A 19,136-nucleotide genomic window follows, 5' to 3' on the forward strand; every position below is an offset into this window, starting at 1 on the left:
CATGATTCTGCCTCAAGCTGACCGGTTTCGCCTCGTATGACTTCAGTGAAAGACGTTGCACAGCTAGCCGGCGTGTCCCTGATGACGGTTTCTCGAGCGCTCAACAATCCGGAAAAATTGAGCCCCGAAACCTATCAGCGGGTGCGTCGCGCCATTGACGAATTGCAATTCGTGCCGAGCCTATCGGCGCGAAGGATTCGCGGCGACAACCTCCAGACTCGAACCATCGGTGTGTTCGCGTTGGACACCGCAACAACACCGTTCGCCGTCGAGCTGCTGCTGTCCATCGAACAGACCGCGCAGCAAGCAGGCTGGAATGTATTTATCCTCAACCTGTTAAGCAACCCGCCCACCGACCAGAACATCGACCTGATGTTATCGCACCGTCCCGACGGGTTGATCTTCAGCGCCATGGGGCTGCGCCAGGTGTGCATTCCCGAGCGATTGAAGAGCACCCCCTAGTACTCGCCAATTGCCTGGCGGATGACAGTCGCCTGGTCAGTTATGTGCCCGACGACGAAATGGGGCAGTATCGAGCCGTACATCACGCACTGAGTCAAGGCTATCGGCGCCCTCTGTTTATCAATCTTCCAAAACAGAGCCTGGCCTGGGGGCTGCGACAAAGAGGCATACAGCGTGCCTGTCAGGCATTCGGGCTGTTACCTGGCGCACTCCTGCAATATGATCTTTCCGATCATGACGCCTATGGTGAAACCGCAGCCATCCTCGAACGGCACATCATTGATAGTCGTCCCCAATTCGATATTCTGATCTGTGGCAACGACCGTATTGCTTTTTGTGCCTATCAGGTGTTGTTGGGCCGCGGGCTGAAAATCCCCAATGATGTCGCCGTGCTCGGCTATGACAACATGATCGGTATCGCTGAACTGTTCATCCCACCGCTGACAACGGTACAACTGCCGTACTACGAGATCGGTCGCAAGGCTGCCCGGCACCTGATCGAAGCCCTCGACGTATCAGGAGCCCAGCCAGTTGGTTGTCCATTGGTTGCCAGGGCATCGCTATAAAGGATTAGTTAATTCGGGGAAATCCGCGATCAATTATCCAGCCACCGGTAGCACTACAGGGGGCTAGCATTTTCTGTTGTATTTTGATCAAGAATCAGGCTTGGCCAAGGTATCGTTAGCCGATGCACATTACCCGGACACCACAGGATTTTTCGGTGACGTGGGAATCTTCGATGTCACTGAACAACTCACTCGGCGCGGATGGCCTGTAGAGGAGCGGCCTCTAACCAGGAGCACCTCGGCTTTGCTGTATTTGAAGCCTGGTCGGAAGACCCTATCCACCGCGTCCACCGCAGCTTTTGTCATCAACCGAACGTCGTCCGTTGAATAGGGCAACTCCACCAGAACGCCATTGGCGTACTTCGCTTCCTCGGGATTGAACATCCCGGTTCGAATGCTCACCCGAATTTTCTTACACAACGACTGCTAGGCCCGAAGCTTCTCTGTGGCGTGGATCATGTACGTGGCGATTGAATCGCCCCGGGTTTCGTAGACACCTCTTTGCCCGTTTCTGGTAGACCTATCGTCGCCACTTTCTGGTCACGGTCAATCCAGTTAACTGTAACGAACCTAACCGGTGACAAATAAATCTTCGACCATTATAATTTGATTAACATTGATCGTTTTAGGGTACAGACAATTCCATGGAAAATAAGACTGCACGATTAACTGTGCTCATTGATCCCGTCAAGAAAAAGGCCCTTGAGGAGCTCTGCGCGTCTCAGGATCTGACGCCCTCTCAGGTCGTTCGTCAGCTTATTCGGGACTATCTGGAGACGCACGGCGTGTCCTACGCCACCAAAAGCAGAACTGCGTCCAATGGTAAGTGATTCATCTGCGCATGAGCGGGTACGACGAATGCCTGCTCATCGCTCCTTCTACTCTCTGCACCTCATCTCTAGCCCTGGGGCTTGTCGACCTCAGCGTAGCTGCCCAGTGCACCACTGAAGTCAGCATGATAATGCTGTGAGCCGAGTGCCTGAAGTACCCCTGCCTTGTCGAGCTTGCCAAGGACTTTTTCGTTGGCTTCACACAACTTCACGACGATGCTGCGTTTGCGCAACTGCTCAATAACTTCGAGCAGCGTTTGTAAGCCCGTGATATCCATGAACGGCACCCGTTTCAGGCGAATAATCAACGTCCCAGGATCGGTGTGCGTCTGAGCCAAAACGCGCTCAAAGGTTTCTGCTGCGCCAAAGAACAGAGGCCCCTCAATGGTGTAAACCAAAACACCAGGTGGAAGATGTACATGCCCATTTATGCGCAACTCCGCCTCCAGCTCTTTTTCGACCATTAACTGCACCTCTACAGATGAAGCCATCCGACGCATAAACTGCAGCATGGCGAGGATGACCCCGATATTCACTGCAATCGCCAGATCGCTGAAAACGGTCAGGCTGAAGGTGATTAAAAGGATCGCAACGTCCGCTTTTGGGGCTCGTTTGACCATGCGTTTGAAGTGCTTCAGTTCGCTCATGTTGTAAGCGACCACAAATAAGATCGCGGCCAACGCGCACAGCGGGATATCCGAAGCCAGAGGTGCCAGGAAGAGGATCAATAAAATCAACGTGACGGCGTGCGCAAAACCCGCAATGGGGCTATTGCCACCATTTCGGATGTTGGTCGCTGTTCGAGCGATCGCGCCTGTCGCAGCAAAGCCACCAAACAGAGGAGTGACCAGGTTGGCAATGCCTTGTCCGATTAACTCCTGATTGGAGTCATGTTTGGTGCCGGCCATCCCGTCGGCGACAACAGCAGACAACAGCGACTCGATCGCCCCCAGCATCGCAATCGCGAACGCAGGACCAATCAATTCAATGATCTGCGGCAGCGTTATTTCAGGAAGGCCCATTTTTGGCAGTCCTTGAGGAATCCCTCCGAATGCACTCCCGATCGTTGCCACGCCATCGAATTGAAAACAGGAATTCAACGCCGTCACAACGGCCATGGCAATCAGAGGACCAGGAACACGCCTTACGCCTGGTACTTTAGGCGCGAGTATCACCAACAGCAGGCTCTAGAGGGCTAACAGGGTCGTGGGTACATGGAGGCCGGGCAGCGCCTGGATGAGGTGCCAAAGCCGCTCATGAAAATGGTCGCCACTAATTTTCGGCAACCCCAAAAAGTCTTTCCACTGCCCGACCCAAATGATCACACCGATGCCGGCGGTGAACCCAACGATCACGGGATCAGGAATGAACTTGATAAGTGCACCAAGCTTGGTGATGCCGAGCAGTAACAATATTGCGCCCGCCATCATTGTCGCGATCTGCAAGCCATCAACGCCGTACTTGGCCGTTACGCTGGCCAGAATGACGATGAACGCCCCGGTAGGGCCGGCGATCTGTAGTCGACTCCCGCCGAACAGCGAAACCAATAGACCACCCACAATCGCCGTGTAGATCCCCTGCTCCGGCTTGACGCCCGATGCGATGGCAAATGCCATGGCCAAGGGTAGCGCCACAACGCCGACGATGACCCCTGAGACGATATTTCGAAGCCAATGCTTGGGCCCTAACAAGCCTGCTTTCCAAGCTTCCCGTATCGCAATCATGACTAGCCTCGCTTTGGTAGCATGTGCATACTATTCACACGTAGTGATAATAGCAAAGCAATTGGCCTAGCCTCTTACGACACCAGCGACACTGTAGATACGGTGTCGAGAGCGCATAAACATATGCCCGGAGCCCCCCGACATGAAACGCGAAGACGTCAAAACCAAACACGGTGAAGGCATGCACTTCGACACGCATGTGATAGCCAACCCGGCCAACACACACGAATGGATCATTCTTTTCAAAAAGGAAGCAGGAAGAAGCTATTTTCTGGTCAATGACAACGAGGAAATTGAGTCATTTGGACGCCTCGATGAACTGATCCATGAGCTTCGAGAGCTGGGTATCAAGTCCGCCGAAGTTCATTTCTGATGGTTCCACTCAGGGCGTTTGATCATGTCAATAAAGGTTGCGTAGTTGTCCGGCCAGAGCGAAGCGCTTTGGTCTGTTTGTTTCGGCAGCCGCAACATCCAATTTCGTACTGAGCAGGGGGCAAAGGCCCATGCCGCCACTTTGAAAGAAAGAATCGACACGCTCCATCCCTTCCCGCGAACTCACCACGCCTCTCACAGCCAGGACCGCTGACCAATGCTGATCCGGGGCATTTCCCTCCATTGGACAGTCTAGACGTTTGGCTAACAGGAACAGAACACCAAGCCTGCTCCCCTTTCGCTCCCTGCTATTTTGATTACCGCGATCACTTGAGCCACGCCCATAACTTCAGCATCTTGACGCTGGGGACATTCGAGCGCGCAAAAAAATGGCCACACGAGGTGGCCTAAGACGGGTTCAAGCATAGGAGGATCTCTATTGACCACCAGATACAGGCCCGCCCTGAAGTCTTAGGGTCAATAGAGTGGGTCCGCTGGCTGACAAACCCCTTCATCAGCAGCGTTCAGCCGGCAATTTGTGCCTGGTCTCGGGGGCAGGACTTCGTTGCCTTGCATTATAATAATGTTAACATGCAGTTGTAATCAACGTCTAATTATGGGCTCGCATGACTACCGACTTCAAGAAGGCTGCACTGGATTACCACGAATTCCCGACTCCTGGGAAAATCAGCATCGCGCTGACCAAGCCTGCCGACACAGCCGCCCAACTCGCGCTGGCCTACAGCCCGGGCGTAGCGGAGCCCGTACGCGAAATTGCGAAGAATCCAGAGAATGCCTACCGCTTCACCGGTAAAGGAAATCTGGTGGCCGTAATCACCAACGGCACGGCCATTCTGGGCCTCGGCAATCTAGGCCCCTTAGCCAGCAAGCCGGTCATGGAAGGCAAAGCATTGCTGTTCAAGCGTTTTGCCGGAATCGATTCGATCGATATCGAAGTCAATGCCGAGAGCTCCCAAGCCTTTATCGATACAGTCGTGCGCATTGCCGACACCTTTGGCGGCATCAACCTGGAAGACATCAAAGCGCCTGAGTGCTTTGAAATCGAAGAAGCACTGATCGAACAGTGCAGCATCCCAGTCTTCCATGACGACCAACACGGTACTGCCATCGTCACTGCCGCCGGCATGCTCAATGCACTGGAGATTCAGGGCAAAACCCTGGGGAATGCGAGAATTGTTTGCCTCGGCGCCGGTGCAGCCGCCACTGCCTGCATGCGCCTGCTGCTTAGTCTTGGCGCTCAAAAAAGCAACCTATACATGGTCGATCGTGTCGGTGTTATCCACTCCGCTCGGGAAGGCCTCAATCAATACAAGGCACAGTTCGTTAACGACGGTGGCCCTCGTACGCTGATGGAAGCCATGACCGGTGCTGACGTGTTTGTCGGCCTGTCTGGAGCCAATCTCCTCCCGGCAGAAGCACTGGCAGCGATGGCACCTAACCCGATCGTGTTTGCCTGCTCGAACCCGGACCCTGAAATCAGTTACGAGCTGGCCATGGCCACACGTGATGACCTGATCATGGCAACCGGTCGCTCTGATTACCCGAACCAGGTCAATAACGTGCTGGGCTTTCCGTTCATTTTCCGCGGGACGCTGGATGTTCGCGCAACCCGGATCAACGAAGCGATGAAAATTGCTGCGGTGGAGGCTCTGCGCCAATTGGCCAAAGAGCCGACACCGGTGCAAGTGCTGCAAGCGTTCAACGTCGATAAGCTTGAGTTTGGCCGCGATTACATTCTCCCCAAAGCGCTCGATGCTCGCCTGCTCGGAGCAATAGCCGGTGCAGTGGCCAAGGCCGCTATCGACACCGGCGTTGCGAAGCTGCATTACCCGGCGCACTACCCGCTTTAAGCAGACGTCAATCATGCAGATGTGCCGCAGTTGCAGGACCTGTTTCACGGTTGGCAGCTGTCGCACCTGGGGTTGTCCAGCCGCTGCACCTCCTGAATATCGACAGTCCGCCTTTTTGCAAAATTACCCGCTTTTGGCCGATCGCCAAGTGAAGCTTTCGCGATCCCCGTCTACTTCCCCGGCAGGTAATCAGCACTCAACTCAACGAGCTGACCCGTCTAAATCGCGAGAACCTGGTGATATCAGATATGCATAATCGGTTGGCTTTTTGCCCCTCCTTCCCTTGGAACAGGGGCGAATAAATGCCGATCAAATATGTCAGGAGCCTCACCGGGCGAAGGCGTACCACAGCCGCAAACCGACATCTTGGGTTTGCCTTGGCCTTCGTCGCGGGAGCAATCAACGCTGGCGGTTTCCTGGCGGTGCATCAGTACACCTCACATATGACAGGCATCGTCTCTTCGATGGCAGACAACAGTGTACTGGGAGCCTACGATCTGGTGCTTGGTGGCGCCGGCGCATTGTTGTCCTTTCTGGTTGGGGCCGCGTGCTCTGCGGTCATGGTCAATTACTCCCGACGCAGACGGTTGCACAGTGAGTTTGCAGTGCCCCTCCTGTTCGAAGCCTTTCTGCTTATCTGCTTTGGCTTTCTGGGTGCTCAACTATCCACAGTGGATGGTTTGTTCGTGTCCGTCACCGTGATGCTGCTGTGTTTCATCATGGGACTACAAAACGCGGTGATCACCAAAATTTCCAAAGCCGAAATCCGAACGACTCACATCACCGGCATCATCACGGATATCGGTATCGAGTTTGGAAAACTGTTTTATTGGAATGCCGTCAGCACATCGACCCATCCAAAAGTTCTCGCCAATCGGACCCGGCTCAAAATACTGATACTGCTGGCGCTGAATTTCTTCTTCGGCGGCGTGATGGGGGCATTTGGGTTCAAGCACATTGGTTACATCTCAACGGTACCGCTCGCGATGGTGCTGGTGACGCTGGCAATTGTGCCTGCCTTTGACGACGTCAGGCTTTTTGTCCGCCGCGTCATGCGAAAGTGAGCCAATGACTTTTGCTGAGCGCGTCTGCCGCATAACAATTAACATTGTATGTTAATGTTATGCGCATACTCGGTGGAGCAGTGACAGCACGCTTGATCCGGTAGCTCGCCCCGTAACAGCAGCATCCTTGAGTAGTTCTGTGCGGCGCGAGACCTGACACCCGTCTCAGGACGCCCGTCATTTGATCCGCGATGACCTGCGCAGTCACGGCGCGGAGGATGAAACACAGCACACTGGCGCGGTGAAAGCCGTCAGACAGTCAATGCCTATCAGCAGACTCGTGACACCAGTCTCAATGACCCAATCAATACAGCAGGCTGACAAAGCTCTGTTAAGGAAGAGACCATGAGCAGAACAATCGCAATCATCAAGGGCGACGGCATCGGCCCCGAGATCATGCAAGCGACGCTACGCGTACTCGACGCCCTTGACTGCAATCTTCGCTACGACTTCGTTGAGGCCGGCCTGGAGGCGTTGCAGCAACATGGACAGCTGATGCCACCCGCCTCTATCGATACGATCGCCAAACATGGCATCGCACTTAAAGGCCCTCTGACGACACCGATCGGCCGTGGGTTTTCATCGATCAACGTTCACCTTCGCCGCCATTTCGATCTCTACGCCAATGTCCGACCGGCGATCAGTTTCCCAGGGACCCGTTCGCGCTTCGAAGATATCGACATCATCACGGTGCGCGAAAATACCGAGGGCGCTTACTTACCCGAAGGACAAAGTATTTCAGAGGACGGCGAAGTCGCTTTGGCGAGCATTCGTGTAACACGCACAGCCTCCGAACGCATCGTGCGATACGCGTTCGAGCTGGCTCGTAGCAAAGGCCGCAAGAAAGTTACCGCGGTGCACAAGGCCAATATCATCAAGTCTTGCTCCGGTTTGTTTCTTGAGGTTGCGCGTGAGGTCGCTGCGGACTATCCGGAAATCGAATTCCACGAAATGATCGTCGATAATGCCTGTATGCAGTTGGTAATGAATCCCCATCAATTCGATGTCATTGTCACCACCAACCTGTTTGGTGACATCCTTTCAGACTTGTGCGCAGGCCTGGTGGGTGGATTGGGCTTGGCGCCCGGGTCTAACATCGGAGCCGATGCGGCGATCTTCGAAGCGGTCCACGGTTCGGCACCGGACATCGCAGGCAAGAACATTGCGAACCCTTGTGCATTGTTGTTGGCTGCCGCGGACATGCTTGATTATCTGGGCATGGTGGACAAGGGGACACGCATTCGTACCGCTATCCGCGTTGTTCTGAAAACCTCCTGCGATCAGGTAACACCGGATATGGGGGGAACCGGAACGACCGAGTCCTTCGCTGACGCCTTGGTGGCCTACTTGCGTGACTAGATAGACGTAATCGCCAGCTCAGTCAGAGCTGGCGTTTTATATCCTGAGGCCCCGCCTACCGACCTTCTTTGATTGAAGAGAAATCAAAATGCCCAAGAGCGGGAGATCTTTACCCATCAGCACCGACTCCAGGCAAAAACGCACAGGAATCACTGGCGCCCGCTGCGCAAAAGGAAGACTGGCCACGCGATTAAAAAATCTCCTGGTACTCTTCTGATTGATCTGGCCAGGGAGTCAAAACCTCGAAACCATCATTAGTGACCAGGACCATATGCTCCCACTGGGCCGAGAGCGAAAGGTCCTTGGTGATCACCGTCCAGCCATCACCAAGCGTTCTTACATCGTGTTTTCCAGCATTGAGTATTGGCTCAATGGTGAAAATCATGCCCGGTTTCAGATTCAGACCTTCACCAGGGTTCCCATAATGAAGGACCTGCGGCTCATCGTGGTAAACCTTGCCGATGCCATGTCCGCAGTATTCGCGCACAACGCTGTAGCCCTCACGGTGCGCCACAGTTTGAATGGCATGCCCGACATCACCGAGCGTGGCACCAGGACCTACTGCATAAATGCCGGCACACATTGCCTCATAGGTGGTGTCCACTATCCGGCGAGCCTCAGCGCTTGGCTCACCCACAAAGTACATGCGACTTGTGTCACCGAACCAACCATCCTTGAGAACTGCGATGTCGATATTGATGATATCGCCATCCCGAAGCTTTTTATCCGATGGAATTCCGTGGCACACCACATGATTGACAGAGGTGTACAAGGTTTTAGGGAAACCGTGATATCCGACATTGGCTGGAATGGCCTTCTGCACGTTGACTATGTAGTCATGGCACAGCCTATCAAGCTCATCGGTAGAAACACCTGGCTTGACATGCGGCGCGATCATGCTCAAAACCTCCGCAGCCAGTTTGCCAGCAGCCCGTGACAGGGCAATTTCCGCTGGCTTTTTAGCGGGCACTTTCACCCTCATTATGCGACTCCAGATACTGAATGAACGGGCATTCACTTGTCGAATAGATTCGACATAAGTTCAAAGATATTTACTTATAGCTCGCCGACTCATGCATCGCCCGCAAGCAGGGTATTTTGTTATTTTTGTTATGTTTCAATCTTTATAATAAAACAAGGGCAACACATTTAATTACTTGCGGCAATTTCTGTCACCGGTTGCCGGCACTGCATACGGGTATATATGCGGAGCTTCTATACGCTCTTTCAGCTTTGCTGCGTAGTCCTTTGCACCCTGCTCATTGCGGAACTGAATTCGCCGGGCACCTACACACACGGACCATAGATCTTCACTCTGACTAGACAGATGTTCGACCCTGACAGACATGACGACACTCCAAGGGAAAAGAATTCAAAAATGAATTTCAGCCACCTTGATGCCGATTTCACGCAGTTCATGAATCAAATCATCAAGGTGTCGGAAGGGTTCAATCTCTTCGTTGTCATTGACCAGGAAAAAGCTTCGTCCTGCTTCCTTTTTAAAGAAGGCAATCCACTCCTGGGTGTTGGCCGGATTGGCAATTAAATGGGTGTCAAACTGAATGCCTTCAGCGTGTTTGATTTTTACGTCCTCACGTTTCATGCAGCTCTCCAAGCGCTCACGTATTTCCGTTCTCATGCGTGATTTTGCCTCCCGGCAATTGAGCAAAAAACTTCGCCCCTGCCTGAGGCAAGGGCGAGCAGACTGCCTTTTTATTATCACTGCATGATAATATTATGCACATATGAACCCTCCGAGGCTAGTCATGAGCATAACCACCGAACCCCATGAGGTACGCAGGCCCGAGCGCCCCCGCCCACTGCTTTGTCTTTGAAAGCACACAACCTTGCGGGTGAGCGTCAGTGATAAAAGGCTCTGACGGCCAGATCGAGAACAAAACCGAACCCAAAAAGCTCTCGTGATCAGCAATGAGCTATCAGCTCCACGCCGATGAGTCCCTCGCCGCAACGGATCGCCTTTGCTTTTGATTTGACGCGTACGGTTTCTGAATTTTAAGGACGAAAGTCATCATGCGAAAAACAGAAATTAAGATGTGTGTCCCGCTCAATGCGCCAACACTGGAGCCCGGGCAGCGATTGTTGGTTTGCCTTGAGCAATGCGTCGTCGTCCAGCAGCGAGAAACAAAAATCTATCAGGTTGTTTTTGACTGCAAAGCACCTAAAACAACACGAATTCTTTGGACAGAGGACGAGTGGATTTTCATCGGCAGGCACAAACAAAATGCTGAAAAAGATCCGTCGCTGGCAGCATTTGTATTCACACTAAAAACTGAATAGAGGGTTTCGTACATAGTTAAAAATTACTTTCGGCGCAGAGTATTAACTGCTTCAAGCTGCTCAGCGCCGAGTACTTACATGGGGTCCTCCTTTAAATATCCCTCTCTAACGTGTTTTCGCCCATCAACACTCGATCACTTTGGGGGAAATAACTATTTTCAAAAGAATCGGTCGATTGCCGCCCATCGCTCGGCAGCTCTCGGCACACTTACTCCAATAAGGGGAACTCTGAAGAAGACTTCCAGATTTTGGCAAAATACCCAGATTCCACCCGACGAGTTTTCCGATAAAGCAGATGACCTTCGCCGATGCCGAGTACGCCGGCAAGCGTAAGCAGACCCGCAAAGAGTTGTTCCTGATCGAGATGGATCGGGTGGTGCCCTGGAAGGGACTGATTACTCTGATCGAGCCGTACTACCCGAAGGGTGATGGCGGTCGTCCGGCCTATCCGCTGATGGCGATGCTACGTGTTCATCTGATGCAAAACTGATTCGGTTACAGCGATCCAGCGATGGAAGAGGCACTGTACGATACGACTATTCTGCGCCAGTTTGCGGGGCTGAGTCTGGAGCGCATTCCCGACGAAACCACCATCCTCAACGAACCTAGCGCGATGTTTCAGATACACCGCGTTGGATTTCGCTGATACATCCGCTCCTACAGGCCCGCCTCAACTTTTGAAAGCTGCAACAACCCAATCAGCCTCTGCACATCCACCCGCCCCCGCTTGGCCGCAGGCACAAACGCACAATAAGCATGCCCCAGCTTCAACGACGCAGTAGAAAGCGCAATCAAACGGCCCGCCTCCAAATCCCGCTTCGCAATCACCTTCTGCCCCAAAGCAATCCCCATCCCCAGCTTGGCAAGGGTCACCGATAGGCTCGACAACCCCGAGCGACGGCCATGTGCGGGGTCCGGTGAATAGTCCCCGACTTCGCTGGTGAACCAATCACTCCACGTAGGATGCGACGCATAGTTGGGGCCCCATTGAGTATGGATAAACAAACTTTCGTGAATCTGTGTGAGATCGAAGTCCTTGTTGCCGTGCCGATACCAAATTTCCGGCGCACAAACCGGCAGCACTTCGTCATGGAACAAGGGAATGGCCTCAAACGAGGGGTAGTGATAACTCCCATAGCTGACCCGAAGATCCACGTCATGCCGGTGGCGAGGTCGACCGGGTCATCTTCCACACGAACATCCACCGACAGTTGTGGGTAGATCTCCAGCAGCTCTGAGAGCTTTGGGGCTAGCCAGCATTCGGCCAGGGAAAACGGAACGCTGACAATAAGCCGTGTGCGCATTTCACCTTCGAGTATGCGCACGGTCATCGCGGCGATGTCACCCAGCGCCCGAGAGGTTTGTGGATAGACCGCCAGGCCGGCGTCGGTGAGGGCCAAACGGTTGCCGTTGCGTACGAAGAGTTTCTTGCCGAAGTAGTCTTCCAAATGGCGAATCTGCTGGCTGACGGCCGCCGATGACACGCCCAGTTCTACACCCGCCAGCACAAAGCTGCCCAGCCGTGCGGCGACTTCGAAGGTCCGAACGGCATTGAGGGGCGGCAACCGTTGCATGAGCGCGTCTCCCATAAGTTTTACTAGGGGGATCCTAACAATTTATGCCGTTGTTGCGAAGATTTTCATGGGATACGTTGGAGCCATCTACAACGAGAGGGTCATCATGAACAACGTCATTGATCTTGAGCGCTATCCACTCGACCGTGAAGGCAGCGATGAATGGAACCGCCTGGTTGAGAAGTCCCGCAACGAGCTGAACCTGAACGGCATGTTCAATCTGGAAGGCTTTATCGCAGCGGACAAAGTACGCCTGGCGGCCAAGCAAATTCAGCCGACCATGAACAGCGAATCCCATACCCACAGCCGCACGCACAATATCTACTTCAAACCGCAGATCGAGGGCTTGGCGGCGGATCATCCGGCATTACGCAACGTCGAGACGGTCAGTCATACCCTGTGCGCAGACCAACTCAAGGGCAGCCTAGTCAGTGACATCTACGAGTACCCTCCCTGGCGGCCTTTCTGGCTTCCGTCATGGAGAAGCCAAACTTGCACGTGATGGCTGACCCCTTAGCCCGCGTCAATGTGATGAGTTACCGCCAGGGCGAGACCTTGAATTGGCACTTCGATCGGTCCGAATTCACCACCACGCTTATGCTGCAGGCCCCCGAAGAAGGTGGCGAATTCCAGTACCGCAGCGACTTGCGAACTAGTGATGATCCCAACTACGCCGGTGTGGCCGAACTGCTTGAGGGGCGTGATCCCCAGGTGCAGACTCTGAAGTTACGCGCCGGCACGCTCAATGTGTTTCGCGGTAAAAACACGGCGCACCGCGTCACCCCAGTCAAGGGTAGCCGCGAACGGATGGTGGCTGTTTTCTCGTACTACGAAAAACCCGGCGTGCTGTTCAGCGCTGAGGAACAACTGGGCTTTTACGGCCGAACGGCCTGACTCGTACGCAACACTCTAATAAAAAGGCCCTCGACTCGCCTTGGCTGTCATTGCTTGCCCCTGCCGATCCTTTTCGAACTCTTTGGGGAAACACATGCATTCCATCACTCGCTTTACCCGAAACCTGCTCGCCTGTACCGCCTTAGGCGGCAGTCTGTTGTTTACTGGCATGGCCGCTGCGAAGGACTGGACAACGGTTCGTGTGGCCACCGAAGGGGCTTACGAACCCTGGAATACCACACTACCCAACGGCGAGATTTCCGGTTTCGAACCTGAACTGCTGAAGGACCTGTGCTCGAGGATCCAGCTTGAGTGCAAGCTTCAAGCTCAGGACTGGGATGGGATGATCGCGGGGCTTAATGCCAACAAATTCGACATGCTGATGGATGCCATCGTGATTACCCCGGAGCGTGAGGCCATCGTCGCTTTCTCAACGCCGTATGCGGCCACGCAGGGTGTGTTTGTCAGCTCAACGCCAGCGGTGATTTCAAGCACCCCGAGCGATGAAGTGATCAAGCTCAGCGGTGATCAGAACAACGACCAAACCACCATCGATCAGCTGCGCTCGCTGGTCAAAGATAAGGTCATTGGTATTCAGTCCGGCACTGCTTACACAGACTTTGTGGAGAAAAACTTTAAAAATGTCGCAACCATCCGGACCTATAAAAAGTCCGGTGAGCACATGATGGACCTGAACGCAGGCCGCATTGATTTTGCTTTCGATGACGTGACGTTTTTCTCCTCCGCGCTGCAAAACCCGGAAAACCAGACGGTGCACATGGTCGGCCCCAAGATAGGTGGGCCCATCTGGGGCCCGGGCGAGGCCCTGGCGTTCAGGAAGGGGGATACTGACTTAAAGGAAAAATTCAACCATGCCCTGAGCGCAGCCCTGATGGATGGGACGGTCAAACGGCTTTCGGAGAAGTGGTTTAAGGCTGACATAGCACCTTAAGGAAGGCCGTTCGCCACGGAGTGACGATCCGTGGCGCACTAATGGTCACCGCGAGCTCCGCTTCCTTGGGCCAACGTTTCAGCGCATTTGCTTTCAGGATTTAGTCTCCGCGAATACCTATATCACTGGCGAACTCATAATCTCCCTAACGGGCGTACCTGCTGAGGAGCGCCCCTGTAGCACCATCTTCCGCGCGTAGTCTCGCTCACCCTACATGTACATAAACACGCGGACGCAGGGTGATATATGCAGACTGCCCGCCATTTTTTGGCGAGCATCAAAGTACCTCAGGCATTACTGCATGGAGGTTGCCTTGAGCGATTAGCTTCGTTTCGAGGGCCAACGGAGCATCGGAAAGCTACTCATATTCGCCGATCCTACGAGCGCGGAATATTGATCTCCGTGTTCGAAATAATAGAGCTTAGTGTGGTGCCCCCCGTGCGTAAGCGTCTGACCGATACCGGCTGACGACGAACGGCACTGAAATGATTTGGGCCATCTGCCGGTCGTATCGACTTCACATGATTTTATAACCTCGGCAGCACAGCAATTGCTCGACTAGGCTATAAATTTCCAAGGAGCCAAAGCCGATGGAAGACCAGAATCCGGCTTATTTCGCACCCTATAATCCAAATCTAACGCAGCGTGTATGCGGTTCCGGAGCCAATACCGGTCCGATTTTGACAAAATAGATTCAAAATTGGAGGGAGCCATGAGCAATATCATCGCCACCGGCGAGCCACCTGAAGCAGTCCGTCTCATCATCAAGGTTTATGCCAGCTTGCTGCTCGCAGGATTTGCGTTTATTCCGGCCTATCTGATTGGCTACTTATTCTTCTTTCAAGACCCCACTCTTTTATTCGAGAACCACGCGTTCCATATAATTGCGATCACGGCAGCCACCTTGGAAGGCTTGTTTGTTACTTACGTAACGTGGCGCTGCTACCAGTCATCGGGAGAACCACTGCTGCGATGGATGACGCTTGGCTTTCTCGGTTTTGTACTGATTTACGCGCTGCATGGTGCGTTCACTGGGCTCGCACACCACAATATCTGGCTCTTTCTCCTGTATGGACCGGCCTCTCGACTGGTCATGGCGATTCTGCTGTTAGTCGGAATACTGTCGTACCACCGCCCACCTGATGCCGCGGACCAACGAACGAATCCCCGCCCGTGGCTGATCTGGATAGGACTGTTTCTGCTGGTTGACCTGGCAGTGGCATACATCGCCAACTCGTCAATCGCCAGCAATCTCGCGGTGCGCCTCTCGCTGGAAGGTGGCGCCCTTGTTTTTTCCACATTGAACGTTGCAATACTCCTGCTGCGCCGTATCCGTTCGCAATTGATGGTGATCTTTGTCATATCGGTCACGGCGTTCGCGTTGTCATCCCTTGCTTTCATCCTTGCACGTCCTTGGAACCACATGTGGTGGCTCGCTCATGCGATCTTCGCCGCTGGATTCTTCTTGTTGAGCTATGGGGTAGTGCAAGCGTTCCTCACCACACGTTCTTTCTCGACAATTTACAGCCAAGAGGAGCTGATGGTGCGTCTTGCCGAGGCAATGGAGTACACAGAGAACGCCCTGCTGGAGCTTCAGCGCACCAATCAAGAACTCGGACACCTTGCAGCGACCGATCCACTGACAGGAGCTGATAATCGGCGTCGGTTCATGGAGCGGGTCGAAGATGAAATTGGCCGAACCAAACGCGGTGGTCCACCGTTCTCGGTGTTGGCACTTGATCTGGACAATTTCAAATCCATCAATGATCGCTTCGGGCATCAGGTGGGCGATGACATCCTGAAGGAGTTTGTGCAGAAATGCCTCGACTCGATCCGGCCCTATGACGGCGTAGCCCGAGTGGGCGGGGAGGAATTCATGATACTGCTACCTCAGACTTCACTCGAAGGCGCGCATGTAATCGCTGAGCGCCTGCGGACCAACGTTGCAAATACCGCTTTTAATAGCGGCTTTCAGCGGCTAACCGTGGTCACAGTGAGCATCGGTATATCGCAATCTGGCCGAGACGGCGACACCATCGAGGCAATCCTGCATATAGCCGATCAACGCTTGTATCACGCTAAACACCAAGGCCGTAATCGTGTGGTCACTACCATCAAAACCAGCCTTCAACCTCTGCTCTGACCATCATTTCGAAGTCGCTGAAAACGTTGGAACTGAGCCGGTTGTGTTGTCGCAGGCCTTGGAGGGACATCGGCTAACTGACGCCACGAAACTGCTCGGCCTGGGCGACAAAGTCCACCGAAAACGAATTAACCACCCTACCCTACTCGACCCGCATTTTTGCGCCATGACCGTCAAATGGTCGAATCGAGTCCTCCACAGAGCAGTGTACAGAGCTGATGTCATTCAACGCGGCTCATGCCACAGAGCGTTGGGAAACACTGCCCCCGCTCCGGTAACCAGTGCAAAAGCTGGCTATGCCGACGTCAACGGTATCAAACTTTACTACTCAATCACCGGACATGGATCGCCTGTCATATTGCTTCATGGCGGTCTGGCCAACTCCGATTACTGGGGCAATCAGGTCAAGGCCCTCTCGACGAAGCACACTGTCATCACCTTCGACAGTTGTGGGTATGGTCGCAGCTCAGTTGGTCATCGCTGGTTTCTTTGAAGAAGCTTATTTCGTAGGCAGGACGCTAGATAACCGAACTTTTTCAGATGTCTGGTGCCGCACACTCATTAACCTATGGAATTGCAACGGCTAGTTCTCATCCGCTCTCAACCAGCTCCCTCTCAACATTTACCGGTGCATCCGCGGCGTTGACCACGGGTTTCGAATTTCAGGTCAATCCGATCCTCATCTATTGAATATGGACGTTACGATGACCTATAAGCAGCAACGACGTCTCGGCATGAAAGCCCTGCTGATCCATGAAGAACTGTCGGCCAAAACCGCCGCGGGCCGCGCGGTGAGAGAATTGGCTGAGGTATTGGAAGGGCGTCAGGTGGAAGTCATATTGGCGCAATCGGCACTGGATGCGATTGCCTTCATCCACTCCGACCCGATGGTGCAATGTGTGCTGCTCGATTGGGACCTGGACCTGGACGACAGCCACGAGATAGCAATGAGCGTTCTCGATGCAGTGCGCGAACGCAGTGAAGCGGTGCCGATTTTTCTCCTGGCCGACCGCAGCAGTGCAGCCACCATTGCACTGGACGCCATGCAGAAATCGGATGACTTCATCTGGCTGCTGGAAGACACCAGTGTCTTTATCGGTGGGCGCATCATCGCTGCCATCCAGCGCTATCGAGACGCGGCATTGCCGCCGATGTTCGGCGCGCTGGTACGTTTTTCGCAAGTCTATGAATACTCCTGGCACACCCCGGGGCACACCGGTGGCACGGCCTTTCTGAAGTCGACGGCGGGTCGCGCCTTCTTCGATTTTTTCGGCGAAAACCTGTTCCGTTCCGACCTGTCGATTTCCGTCGGTGAATTGGGCTCGCTGCTCGACCATTCCGGGCCCATCGGCGCCAGTGAAGTGTATGCGGCCAGGGTCTTCGGCGCCCATCGCACCTACCATGTCACCAACGGCTCTTCGACCTCCAATCGGGTGATCCTGATGGCCAGCGTGACCCGCGGCCAGGTCACTCTGTGTGACCGCAACTGCCATAAGTCGGTAGAGCACGCCATGACCATGTCCGGCGCAGTCCCGACGTATCTGGTGCCGTTGCGTAACCATTACGGCCTGATCGGGCCGATACCGCCGCAGCACCTGACCGTCGAGGCGATCCGCGAGAGTATCGCCAACAACCCGCTGGTCAGTGAAGGGATCGACCCGACACCGATGCACGCGATCATCACCAACTCTACTTATGATGGCCTCTGCTACAACGTGTCGCGAGTCGAGGAACTGCTGGGCGCCAGCGTCGACCGGCTGCATTTCGACGAAGCCTGGTTCGGCTATGCACGCTTCAACCCGATTTATCGCGAACGTTTTGCCATGCATGGCGAGCCGGCCGATCACGGCCCGGATCGGCCGACGGTGTTCGCCACCCAGTCCACTCATAAATTGCTGGCGGCGCTGTCCCAGGCCTCGATGATCCATATCCGCGACGGCCGGCGTCCTATCGATCATGCGCGGTTCAATGAGTCGTTCATGATGCATGCCTCGACTTCGCCGAATTACGCGATCATCGCCTCCAACGATGTCAGCGCCGCGATGATGGACGGCCCGGGCGGCAAGGCCCTGACCGGCGATGCGATTCGCGAGGCGATTGCCTTTCGGCGCATGCTCGCGCGGCTCAATGGCGAGTTTTTAGGGCGCGGAGAGTGGTTTTTCAATGTCTGGCAACCAGACACCGTGACCCTTCCCGATACCGGCCAGGCGATACCCTTTTATGCCGCCGTCGAGGAATTGCTGGCGAGCGACCCGGCCTGCTGGATCCTCAAGCCCAACGCGGCCTGGCACGGCTTTGGCGACATCGAGGATGGCTACTGCTTGCTCGACCCGATCAAGGTTTCGATCACCACGCCGGGCATTCTGTCTGGCGGCGGCATGAGCGAGTTGGGTATACCTGCCCAAGTGGTCACGGCCTACCTGGACCGCCAGGGCATCGTGGTCGAGAAAACCACCGATTTCACCATTCTGGTGCTGTTCTCCATCGGCGTGACCAAGGGCAAGTGGGGCACGTTAGTTAATACCCTGCTCGATTTCAAACGCGATTACGACGTCAACGCGCCTTTGGCTCAAGTGCTGCCCGGGCTTTTGGCCGCTCATGCGCAACGTTATAGGGGCATGGGGTTGCGCGATCTCTGTGAAACCATGTTTGCCGCGATGGCCGAGTTGCGTACTACCGAAACCATGTCTCGGGCCTTTTCGACCTTGCCGGTCCCTGATCTGAGCCCGGTCATGGCCTATGAGCAACTGGTGCGAGGCAATGTCGAGATCGTGCCCCTGGAACAGTTGGCCGGGCGTACCGTGGCCACTGGCGTCGTCCCTTATCCACCGGGTATTCCGTTGTTGATGCCGGGCGAGAATGTCGGCGCAGCCGATGGTCCGTTACTCGGTTACCTCAAGGCGCTGGAAGATTTTGACCGACGCTTCTCAGGTTTCACCCATGACACCCATGGCGTCGAAGTGGATGAGGGGCGTTATCTGGTCCGCTGCATTACATCCGATACACAGACAGCGTCATAAGGCGCTC

14 protein-coding genes and 7 pseudogenes are annotated in these 19,136 nt (G+C 54.4%); 14 read left to right on the forward strand and 7 right to left on the reverse strand.

What is annotated here, in order from left to right:
• Positions 1-36: 36 nt before the first annotated feature.
• Positions 37-1,028: pseudogene (locus tag RHM58_RS25915) on the forward strand (LacI family DNA-binding transcriptional regulator).
• A 225-nt stretch (positions 1,029-1,253) separates the two neighbouring features.
• Here RHM58_RS25915 and RHM58_RS25925 read toward each other — a convergent pair.
• Positions 1,254-1,505 (reverse strand): annotated as a pseudogene (locus RHM58_RS25925) (DNA polymerase V subunit UmuC); the annotation flags it as partial.
• A gap of 167 nt (positions 1,506-1,672) precedes the next feature.
• Here RHM58_RS25925 and RHM58_RS25930 point away from each other — a divergent pair.
• Positions 1,673-1,858 carry a ribbon-helix-helix protein, CopG family gene (locus RHM58_RS25930; RefSeq protein WP_201257468.1) on the forward strand — a complete coding sequence of 62 codons (186 nt, stop codon included), beginning with the start codon at positions 1,673-1,675 and terminating at the stop codon, positions 1,856-1,858.
• Positions 1,859-1,926: 68 nt separating this feature from the next.
• Here RHM58_RS25930 and RHM58_RS25935 read toward each other — a convergent pair.
• Positions 1,927-3,582: pseudogene (locus RHM58_RS25935) on the reverse strand (SulP family inorganic anion transporter).
• A gap of 142 nt (positions 3,583-3,724) precedes the next feature.
• Between RHM58_RS25935 and RHM58_RS25940 the strand changes: the two are divergent.
• The 4 genes from RHM58_RS25940 to RHM58_RS25955 all read left to right on the forward strand — a co-directional run bounded on the left by RHM58_RS25940 (position 3,725) and on the right by RHM58_RS25955 (position 8,248).
• Positions 3,725-3,955, forward strand: a complete 231-nt coding sequence (locus RHM58_RS25940) for a hypothetical protein (protein WP_140893163.1) — start codon at positions 3,725-3,727, stop codon at positions 3,953-3,955.
• 625 nt (positions 3,956-4,580) lie between these two features.
• Positions 4,581-5,825 carry a malic enzyme-like NAD(P)-binding protein gene (locus tag RHM58_RS25945; RefSeq protein WP_201257466.1) on the forward strand — a complete coding sequence of 415 codons (1,245 nt, stop codon included), beginning with the start codon at positions 4,581-4,583 and terminating at the stop codon, positions 5,823-5,825.
• Positions 5,826-6,127: 302 nt separating this feature from the next.
• Positions 6,128-6,889, forward strand: a complete 762-nt coding sequence (locus tag RHM58_RS25950; protein WP_201257465.1) for a YoaK family protein — start codon at positions 6,128-6,130, stop codon at positions 6,887-6,889.
• Positions 6,890-7,234: 345 nt separating this feature from the next.
• Complete coding sequence (locus RHM58_RS25955) at positions 7,235-8,248, forward strand: isocitrate dehydrogenase (RefSeq protein WP_201257464.1); 1,014 nt, start codon at positions 7,235-7,237, stop codon at positions 8,246-8,248.
• A 190-nt stretch (positions 8,249-8,438) separates the two neighbouring features.
• Here RHM58_RS25955 and map read toward each other — a convergent pair whose 3' ends face one another.
• On the reverse strand, positions 8,439-9,230 hold the full coding sequence (gene map, locus RHM58_RS25960) for a type I methionyl aminopeptidase (RefSeq protein ID WP_201257463.1): 792 nt from the start codon (positions 9,228-9,230) through the stop codon (positions 8,439-8,441).
• A 390-nt stretch (positions 9,231-9,620) separates the two neighbouring features.
• On the reverse strand, positions 9,621-9,851 hold the full coding sequence (locus RHM58_RS25965) for a hypothetical protein (protein ID WP_045060682.1): 231 nt from the start codon (positions 9,849-9,851) through the stop codon (positions 9,621-9,623).
• Positions 9,852-10,279: 428 nt separating this feature from the next.
• On the opposite strand from RHM58_RS25965, the gene RHM58_RS25970 reads away from it, so the two are divergent.
• Together RHM58_RS25970 and RHM58_RS25975 are read left to right on the forward strand one after the other, a co-directional pair.
• Entirely contained in the window at positions 10,280-10,546 is a 267-nt protein-coding gene (locus RHM58_RS25970; protein WP_322268603.1) for a hypothetical protein, read from the forward strand.
• Between the two features lie 286 nt (positions 10,547-10,832).
• A pseudogene (locus RHM58_RS25975) lies at positions 10,833-11,147 on the forward strand (transposase); the annotation flags it as partial.
• Between the two features lie 56 nt (positions 11,148-11,203).
• On the opposite strand, the gene RHM58_RS25980 reads toward RHM58_RS25975, so the two are convergent.
• Positions 11,204-11,701 (reverse strand): LysR substrate-binding domain-containing protein, encoded by a 498-nt coding sequence (locus tag RHM58_RS25980; protein WP_322270905.1) that lies wholly within the window; start codon positions 11,699-11,701, stop codon positions 11,204-11,206.
• Positions 11,702-11,985: 284 nt separating this feature from the next.
• Positions 11,986-12,135 (reverse strand): annotated as a pseudogene (locus tag RHM58_RS25985) (LysR family transcriptional regulator); the annotation flags it as partial.
• Between the two features lie 91 nt (positions 12,136-12,226).
• Here RHM58_RS25985 and RHM58_RS25990 point away from each other — a divergent pair.
• The 3 genes from RHM58_RS25990 to RHM58_RS26000 all read left to right on the forward strand — a co-directional run bounded on the left by RHM58_RS25990 (position 12,227) and on the right by RHM58_RS26000 (position 13,966).
• Complete coding sequence (locus RHM58_RS25990) at positions 12,227-12,622, forward strand: hypothetical protein (RefSeq protein WP_322268604.1); 396 nt, start codon at positions 12,227-12,229, stop codon at positions 12,620-12,622.
• Positions 12,598-13,014 carry a 2OG-Fe(II) oxygenase gene (locus RHM58_RS25995; protein ID WP_322268605.1) on the forward strand — a complete coding sequence of 139 codons (417 nt, stop codon included), beginning with the start codon at positions 12,598-12,600 and terminating at the stop codon, positions 13,012-13,014. The genes RHM58_RS25990 and RHM58_RS25995 overlap by 25 nt, the downstream gene beginning before the upstream one ends.
• Positions 13,015-13,108: 94 nt before the next feature.
• Positions 13,109-13,966 (forward strand): transporter substrate-binding domain-containing protein, encoded by an 858-nt coding sequence (locus tag RHM58_RS26000; protein ID WP_201257459.1) that lies wholly within the window; start codon positions 13,109-13,111, stop codon positions 13,964-13,966.
• Between the two features lie 120 nt (positions 13,967-14,086).
• On the opposite strand, the pseudogene RHM58_RS26005 reads toward RHM58_RS26000, so the two are convergent.
• Positions 14,087-14,173, reverse strand: a pseudogene (locus RHM58_RS26005) (histidine kinase); the annotation flags it as partial.
• 505 nt (positions 14,174-14,678) lie between these two features.
• On the opposite strand from RHM58_RS26005, the gene RHM58_RS26010 reads away from it, so the two are divergent.
• The 3 genes and pseudogenes from RHM58_RS26010 to RHM58_RS26020 all read left to right on the forward strand — a co-directional run bounded on the left by RHM58_RS26010 (position 14,679) and on the right by RHM58_RS26020 (position 19,129).
• Entirely contained in the window at positions 14,679-16,109 is a 1,431-nt protein-coding gene (locus RHM58_RS26010; protein ID WP_201257458.1) for a GGDEF domain-containing protein, read from the forward strand.
• A gap of 218 nt (positions 16,110-16,327) precedes the next feature.
• Positions 16,328-16,578, forward strand: a pseudogene (locus RHM58_RS26015) (alpha/beta fold hydrolase); the annotation flags it as partial.
• Positions 16,579-16,813: 235 nt separating this feature from the next.
• A complete protein-coding gene (locus tag RHM58_RS26020) occupies positions 16,814-19,129 on the forward strand; it encodes an Orn/Lys/Arg decarboxylase N-terminal domain-containing protein (RefSeq protein ID WP_322268607.1) in 2,316 nt (771 codons plus the stop codon).
• Positions 19,130-19,136 lie beyond the last annotated feature (7 nt).

This window comes from Pseudomonas sp. 10S4, assembly GCF_034344865.1.
In the GTDB taxonomy this organism is placed as follows: domain Bacteria; phylum Pseudomonadota; class Gammaproteobacteria; order Pseudomonadales; family Pseudomonadaceae; genus Aquipseudomonas.